The sequence below is a fragment of the Granulicatella sp. WM01 genome, from assembly GCF_004570605.1.
In the GTDB taxonomy this organism is placed as follows: Bacteria; Bacillota; Bacilli; order Lactobacillales; family Aerococcaceae; genus WM01.
The window spans coordinates 1-5,941 of the sequence record NZ_SPPB01000084.1; the positions used below are offsets into that span (position 1 = coordinate 1).

Annotated in this window: 6 protein-coding genes and 1 pseudogene; 6 read left to right on the forward strand and 1 reads right to left on the reverse strand. The window is 35.4% G+C overall.

Annotated features, from left to right (window positions below; genetic code table 11):
* Positions 1–450: 450 nt before the first annotated feature.
* From rimP to rbfA, 6 genes are read left to right on the forward strand one after another with little or no spacing between them, the layout of a single operon-like run.
* Positions 451–924 carry a ribosome maturation factor RimP gene (rimP, locus tag E4T68_RS08220; RefSeq protein WP_135125897.1) on the forward strand — a complete coding sequence of 158 codons (474 nt, stop codon included), beginning with the start codon at positions 451–453 and terminating at the stop codon, positions 922–924.
* A 23-nt stretch (positions 925–947) separates the two neighbouring features.
* Positions 948–2,042: a transcription termination factor NusA gene (nusA, locus tag E4T68_RS08225; protein ID WP_135125899.1), complete on the forward strand. Its 1,095-nt coding sequence runs from the start codon at positions 948–950 to the stop codon at positions 2,040–2,042.
* Position 2,043: 1 nt separating this feature from the next.
* Positions 2,044–2,334 carry an RNase P modulator RnpM gene (gene rnpM / locus E4T68_RS08230; protein ID WP_135125901.1) on the forward strand — a complete coding sequence of 97 codons (291 nt, stop codon included), beginning with the start codon at positions 2,044–2,046 and terminating at the stop codon, positions 2,332–2,334.
* A complete protein-coding gene (locus E4T68_RS08235; protein ID WP_135125903.1) occupies positions 2,331–2,636 on the forward strand; it encodes a ribosomal L7Ae/L30e/S12e/Gadd45 family protein in 306 nt (101 codons plus the stop codon). Before rnpM ends, E4T68_RS08235 begins: the two co-directional genes overlap by 4 nt.
* Before the next feature lie 23 nt (positions 2,637–2,659).
* Positions 2,660–5,191: a translation initiation factor IF-2 gene (gene infB, locus E4T68_RS08240; RefSeq protein ID WP_135125905.1), complete on the forward strand. Its 2,532-nt coding sequence runs from the start codon at positions 2,660–2,662 to the stop codon at positions 5,189–5,191.
* A gap of 8 nt (positions 5,192–5,199) precedes the next feature.
* Entirely contained in the window at positions 5,200–5,550 is a 351-nt protein-coding gene (gene rbfA / locus E4T68_RS08245; RefSeq protein WP_135125907.1) for a 30S ribosome-binding factor RbfA, read from the forward strand.
* Positions 5,551–5,686: 136 nt separating this feature from the next.
* Here the strand turns inward: rbfA and E4T68_RS08250 are convergent.
* Positions 5,687–5,941: pseudogene (locus E4T68_RS08250) on the reverse strand (ISNCY family transposase); the annotation flags it as partial.

A 5,941-nucleotide genomic window follows, 5' to 3' on the forward strand; every position in this document is an offset into this window, starting at 1 on the left:
TGAAATAGTATAGCCCTCGTTTAATAATATTTCAATTTGACTTCTTTCTTTATCACTTAAGTGTTTATAGTGTCGTTTTGTGGTATAATGTACTTCAGACATGAAAATCTTCCTATCTATTTGGTTTGGCAACTTTAGTATAGCTGATTTTCATGTTTTTTTGTTTATTTTTATTTGTTGCACTTCATTTTACAACACGGGATTGATACTTTTCCTGTAATTGAGTAGAGTTTCAGTTGCAATAGAGAGAAAACTATGGTATACTTTAGGAAAAATAGCGTGAGTGGAGGAGTAAACATGTGTTTGCTCCTTTCGTTTGCTATAAAGTAGTGAGAGAGCATGTTTTATGTTCATGAAAAAATTTCTCTCTATTGATGTAGAAAGGATTGAAAATAGAGAGAAATTATTTACTATCACTATGCAAGAAACTAAAAAGTTAGGAGGAATGTCGTGAGTAAAGTTGTTGAATTAGTTACAGATTTGGTAAATCAAATTACTATAGAATCAACGATTCAATTAGTTGATGTAGAATTTGTCAAAGAGGGAAAATCATGGTTTTTAAGAGTGTTTGTAGATACACCGGAAGGGATTGATATTGATGAGTGTGCTTGGTTGAGTGAAAAATTAAGTGATTCCCTAGATCAAATTACCCCTGACCCTATTCCACAAGCCTATTTTTTAGAAGTGTCTTCACCGGGAGCTGAGAGAGTGTTAAAAACTGAAGAAGATGTTCAACATGCAGTTGGAAAATATGTGCATGCTTCGTTTTATCAACAGATTGCGGGTGAAAAATATCTTGAAGGAACACTTGAAAAAGTGACTCCTGATGAGATAATACTACAAGTTAAGGATAAAACACGTCGTAAACAAGTGAATATTGAGCGGAAAAATATAGCTAAATTAAGATTAGCTATTGAATTTTAATGACTGTAAGGAAGGAAAATAAAATGAGTAAAGAAATGCTGCGTGCTTTAGAAACATTAGAAACTGAAAAAGGTATTTCTAAAGAAATTGTTATTGAGGCATTAGAACTAGCACTTGTATCTGCGTATAAACGTCATTATGGACAAGCGCAAAATGTGGAAGTTGTCTTTGAATTGAAAAAAGGGAATATTCATGTCTATGCAATTAAAGAAGTAGTTGAATACGTTTTTGATTCAACTTTAGAAGTGAGCTTAGAAGAAGCCTTAGCATTAAATAAAGCGTATGAAATTGGAGATAAAATCCGTTTTGAAGTAACGCCAAAAGATTTTGGACGTATTGCTGCTCAAACAGCAAAACAAGTGATTATGCAACGTATACGTGAAGCTGAACGTGAGTTGATTTATAACGAGTTTATTCAATATGAATCAGATATTATGACAGGGATTGTTGAGCGTCAAGATTCACGTTACATTTATGTGAATTTAGGTAAGATTGAGGCTGTTCTTTCAAAACAAGATCAAATGCCAAATGAAGTGTATAAATCACATGATCGCATTAAAGTATTTGTATCTAAAGTTGAAAACACAACGAAAGGACCACAAATTTTTGTTAGTCGTTCACATCCTGACTTAGTGAAACGCCTGTTTGAACAAGAAGTCCCAGAAATTTATGACGGAACAGTAGAAATTGTATCTGTATCTCGTGAGGCAGGTGATCGCTCTAAACTTGCTGTTCGTGCACACGATAAAAATATTGATCCAGTAGGAACATGTGTTGGTCCAAAAGGACAACGTGTACAAGCTATCGTAGATGAATTAGGTGGCGAAAATATGGATATTGTTGAATGGAACGAAGATCCTGAAGTGTACATTGCTAATGCATTGAATCCTGCACAAGTTGATCAAGTAATTTTCAACAGCAATAATAATAGTTGTATTGTCGTTGTTCCTGATAATCAATTATCTCTAGCGATTGGGAAACGCGGACAAAATGTTCGTCTAGCAGCGCGTTTAACTGGCAGAAAGATTGATATTAAATCCAAATCAGCTTATCAAGAAAGTCAACAGGTTGAACAAGAATACACTTTAGAAAATTTAGCATTAGAGTCTGAGGAATAGTATGAAACCAAGAAAAATACCTATGAGAAAATGTGTCGTTTCACAACAACTATATCCCAAAAAAGAATTGACACGTATTGTTCGTCAAGGAGATGGAACAGTTGCTATTGACCCGAGTGGACGATTAAATGGCCGAGGAGCGTATATTTCATTAAATCCGGAATTGGCTCTTAAAGCCAAAAAATCCAAAGTATTTGAACGTCAACTTGAAGTAAGTATTCCAGATAGTTTTTATGATGAACTATTCGCCTATTTAGAACATAAGAAAGCAAGGAGCCTACTAGGGCTATGATTAATGAACAAAAACAGCTCAATTTATTAGGTTTAGCCACTAAAGCAGGAAAATTATCTTCTGGCGAAGGTAAAGTTTTAGATGATGTGAGAAAAGGGAAAGTGACTCTTGTTATTATAGCAACGGATTGTAGTCCAGCAACAAAGAAAAAAATAGCAGATAAATGTCAACATTACCGAGTGCCTTTTATTGAGCAATTCACAACAATGGAAATTAGCTTTTCAATCGGAAAAAAACGCTCAATTTTAGGGTTTTTAGATAAAGGATTTTCAAGCAGTTTTCAACAATTAAATCAACATTAAACAAATAATAGAGGAGGTTCATAATGAGCAAAAAACGTGTGTATGAATATGCCAAAGAGCAAGGTTTGACAAGTAAAGAAGTCATTCAAAAAGCTAAACAATTAGGTATTCATTATCAAAGTCATATGGCCATGATGGATGAAACAGATATAAAAAAATTATCGCAACCTACTCAGAAAAGAGAAACCGTGACAAAAGATAAAAATCCAATGGTTGTGGCTGAACAGAACAAGCGACAATCTGTTAAACCAGCACAATCTGTAGAGAAAAAAGATGTAAATACGAAAAAGCAACAAGTAAAAACAAATCATGAACAGGGGCAACGTGTGCAAGCTAAAGGATATAAACAAGAACAAAAAAGATCTCAAGAACAACGTGGTGAACGTGTGCAATTAAATGAAAAAAGACAACATACAGGTGAACAACGTCAAAATCAACGTCATCATAAACAAAATCAAAAAGACTTTAGTCAAAAAGATGGACGTTCCCAAGAAAATATGCATCGTTCACAACCAAGACCACGTCCACAAGACAATCATGAAAAAGCAGCACGTCAATCAGAATTTTCTTCAAGTGTGCTAGCTGTTGATGAAAAAGGTCGTCAAAATAGACGTCAAAACCAAAATAACCGTCAAACATTTAACCGTAACACAGATAGAGAAAATGTGAAACGTCCTGTAAAACGTGATAAAAATCAATTCCATTACGATGAGGAAAATGTACGTGGTAACCGTAAACGTGGTGGGAAAAAAACAGAAGTGAAAAAAGCGGCTGTACCACAACGCAAATTCAGAGAATTGCCTGAAAAATTAATTTATACAGAGGGTATGACGGTTGCAGAAATTTCTAAAAAAATCTACCGTGAACCATCAGAAATTATTAAAAAATTATTTTTAATGGGTGTCATTGCAACGCTAAACCAAAGTCTAAGTGCTGATGCTATTGAACTACTTGCTGCAGATTACGGTATTGAAGCAGAGGCAAAAGTCATTATAGATAATACTGATTTAGATAGTTTCTTTGAAGCTGAAATTGATGAATCTACTTTAATCGAGCGTGCACCAGTTGTGACAATTATGGGACACGTTGATCATGGGAAAACAACATTATTAGATCATTTAAGAAAATCAGCCGTAACAGAATCAGAAGCAGGTGGAATTACGCAACATATCGGGGCCTACCAAGTTGATGTGCATGGCAAAACAGTAACCTTTTTAGATACACCAGGACATGCTGCCTTTTCAGCAATGCGTGCTCGTGGTGCAGATGTTACAGATATTACGATTATTGTTGTTGCTGCTGATGACGGTGTTATGCCACAAACGATTGAAGCAATTAACCATGCAAAAGCAGCTAATTTACCAATTATTGTAGCAGTTAATAAAATTGATAAACCCTCAGCTAATCCATCACGTGTTATGCAAGAGTTAAGTGAACAAGGCGTTATTGCAGAAGCGTGGGGAGGAGATGTTCCGTTTATTGAGATCTCAGCAAAGTTTGGTCAAAATATTGATGAATTATTAGAGATGATTTTATTGGTTGCAGAAATGCAAGAATTAAAAGCTAGTTCGGATCGTTTGGCATTGGGAACAGTTATTGAAGCAAAATTAGACCCAAGTCGTGGTGCAGTTGCCACATTACTTGTACAACATGGAACGTTAAATGTGGGTGACCCAATCGTTGTAGGAAATACATTTGGACGTGTGCGTACAATGGTAAACGATCATGGTAGACGTGTGAAACATGCTATCCCGTCTGCACCAGTTGAAATTACGGGATTAAATGAAGCACCACAAGCGGGAGATCGTTTTGTTGTGTTTGCTGATGAGAAAACTGCACGTGCAGCAGGTGAAGAACGTGCTAAGAAAGCATTAGTAGAGCAACGTAATGCACGTCAACATGTTACTTTGGATAATTTATTTGCCTCACTGAAAGAGGGAGAACTAAAAGAAGTAAATGTGATTATTAAAGCTGACGTGCAAGGAAGTGCAGAAGCGTTAGTATCAAGTTTACAAAAAATTGATGTTGAAGGTGTACGTGTGCGTATCGTCCATTCAGCAGTTGGTGCGATTAATGAAAGTGATGTGACACTTGCTCTAGCAAGTAATGCGATTATTATTGGATTTAATGTGCGCCCTACGCCACAAGCCAAAGTACAAGCAGAAGCTGAACAAGTAGATATTCGTCTACATCAAATTATTTATCGTGTAATTGAAGAAATTGAAACAGCTATGAAAGGCTTGTTAGATCCAGAATTTGAAGAGAAAATCATTGGTCAAGTTATTGTTCGTGAAACGTATAAGGTATCTAAAATTGGAACAATTGCAGGGGCGTATGTGCTTGAGGGACGTATCGAACGCAATTGTAAAGTGCGTGTTATTCGTGATAATATTGTTATCCACGACGGTAATTTGGCTAGTTTGAAACGCTTTAAAGATGATGTTAAAGAAGTAAAATTAGGATTTGAATGTGGATTGATGTTAGAAAATTTCAACGATATTCAAGTTGATGATATTATAGAACCATATATTATGGTAGAAATTGAACGAAAATAGGAGATTATATGGCAAACTATCGTGTAGAACGTGTTGCTCAAGAAATCTTTCGTGAAGTAAACGAAATTTTACATTTAAAAGTAAAAGATCCACGGGTTGCAGGCATTACAATTACAGATGTTCATGTGAGTGGAGATTTACAACATGCCACACTATACTATAGTAGTCTATCTGATTTAGCCAGTCAGCGACAAGCTGAACAAACAGGATTGGATAAAGCAACAGGAATTATCCGTAAAGAGTTAGGAAAACAGTTACGATTGTATAAAACGCCTGAGCTTTATTTTAAACGTGATGAATCGGTAGATTATGGTAATCGTATTGATGAACTTATTCGTCAAATGCATGAAAAAAAGTAAATTGAGCAACGAAGAAATGAAAAAAAGACTGTCAATCGAAAATGAAAATGTCCCAAAATGTGGGCCACTATAAGTGCAATGATTTTCAAAAAAATCATTGCACTTATAGGGCAAAATAATGTATGCTATTAAAGTATCAAGCAAGCTTGTTGTCTTGATACTCTTCAAGAGTTTTTCCAATACTCTTGAGATAGCGTTTGAAAGATGCCAGTTTCCACGGGTGTGATTGTGGTGGAACGTATTGGCGTCTTTCTTTTTTTATATTCTCACCCAAATCAAACACCGCTGAATGCTCTTCATGTGTTAACAAACAACGTGTGGCATAAATGTTGTCAGCGATATTCAAGAAAATATCCCCATTAAATGCTTCAATAACCAACGCTTTTGTGTG

Coding starts and splice junctions, on each gene's coding strand:
- rnpM (WP_135125901.1), top strand. CDS start 2,044: ATGAAACCAAGAAAAATACCTATGAGAAAATGTGTCGTTTCACAACAA.
- rbfA (WP_135125907.1), top strand. CDS start 5,200: ATGGCAAACTATCGTGTAGAACGTGTTGCTCAAGAAATCTTTCGTGAA.
- nusA (WP_135125899.1), top strand. CDS start 948: ATGAGTAAAGAAATGCTGCGTGCTTTAGAAACATTAGAAACTGAAAAA.
- E4T68_RS08235 (WP_135125903.1), top strand. CDS start 2,331: ATGATTAATGAACAAAAACAGCTCAATTTATTAGGTTTAGCCACTAAA.
- infB (WP_135125905.1), top strand. CDS start 2,660: ATGAGCAAAAAACGTGTGTATGAATATGCCAAAGAGCAAGGTTTGACA.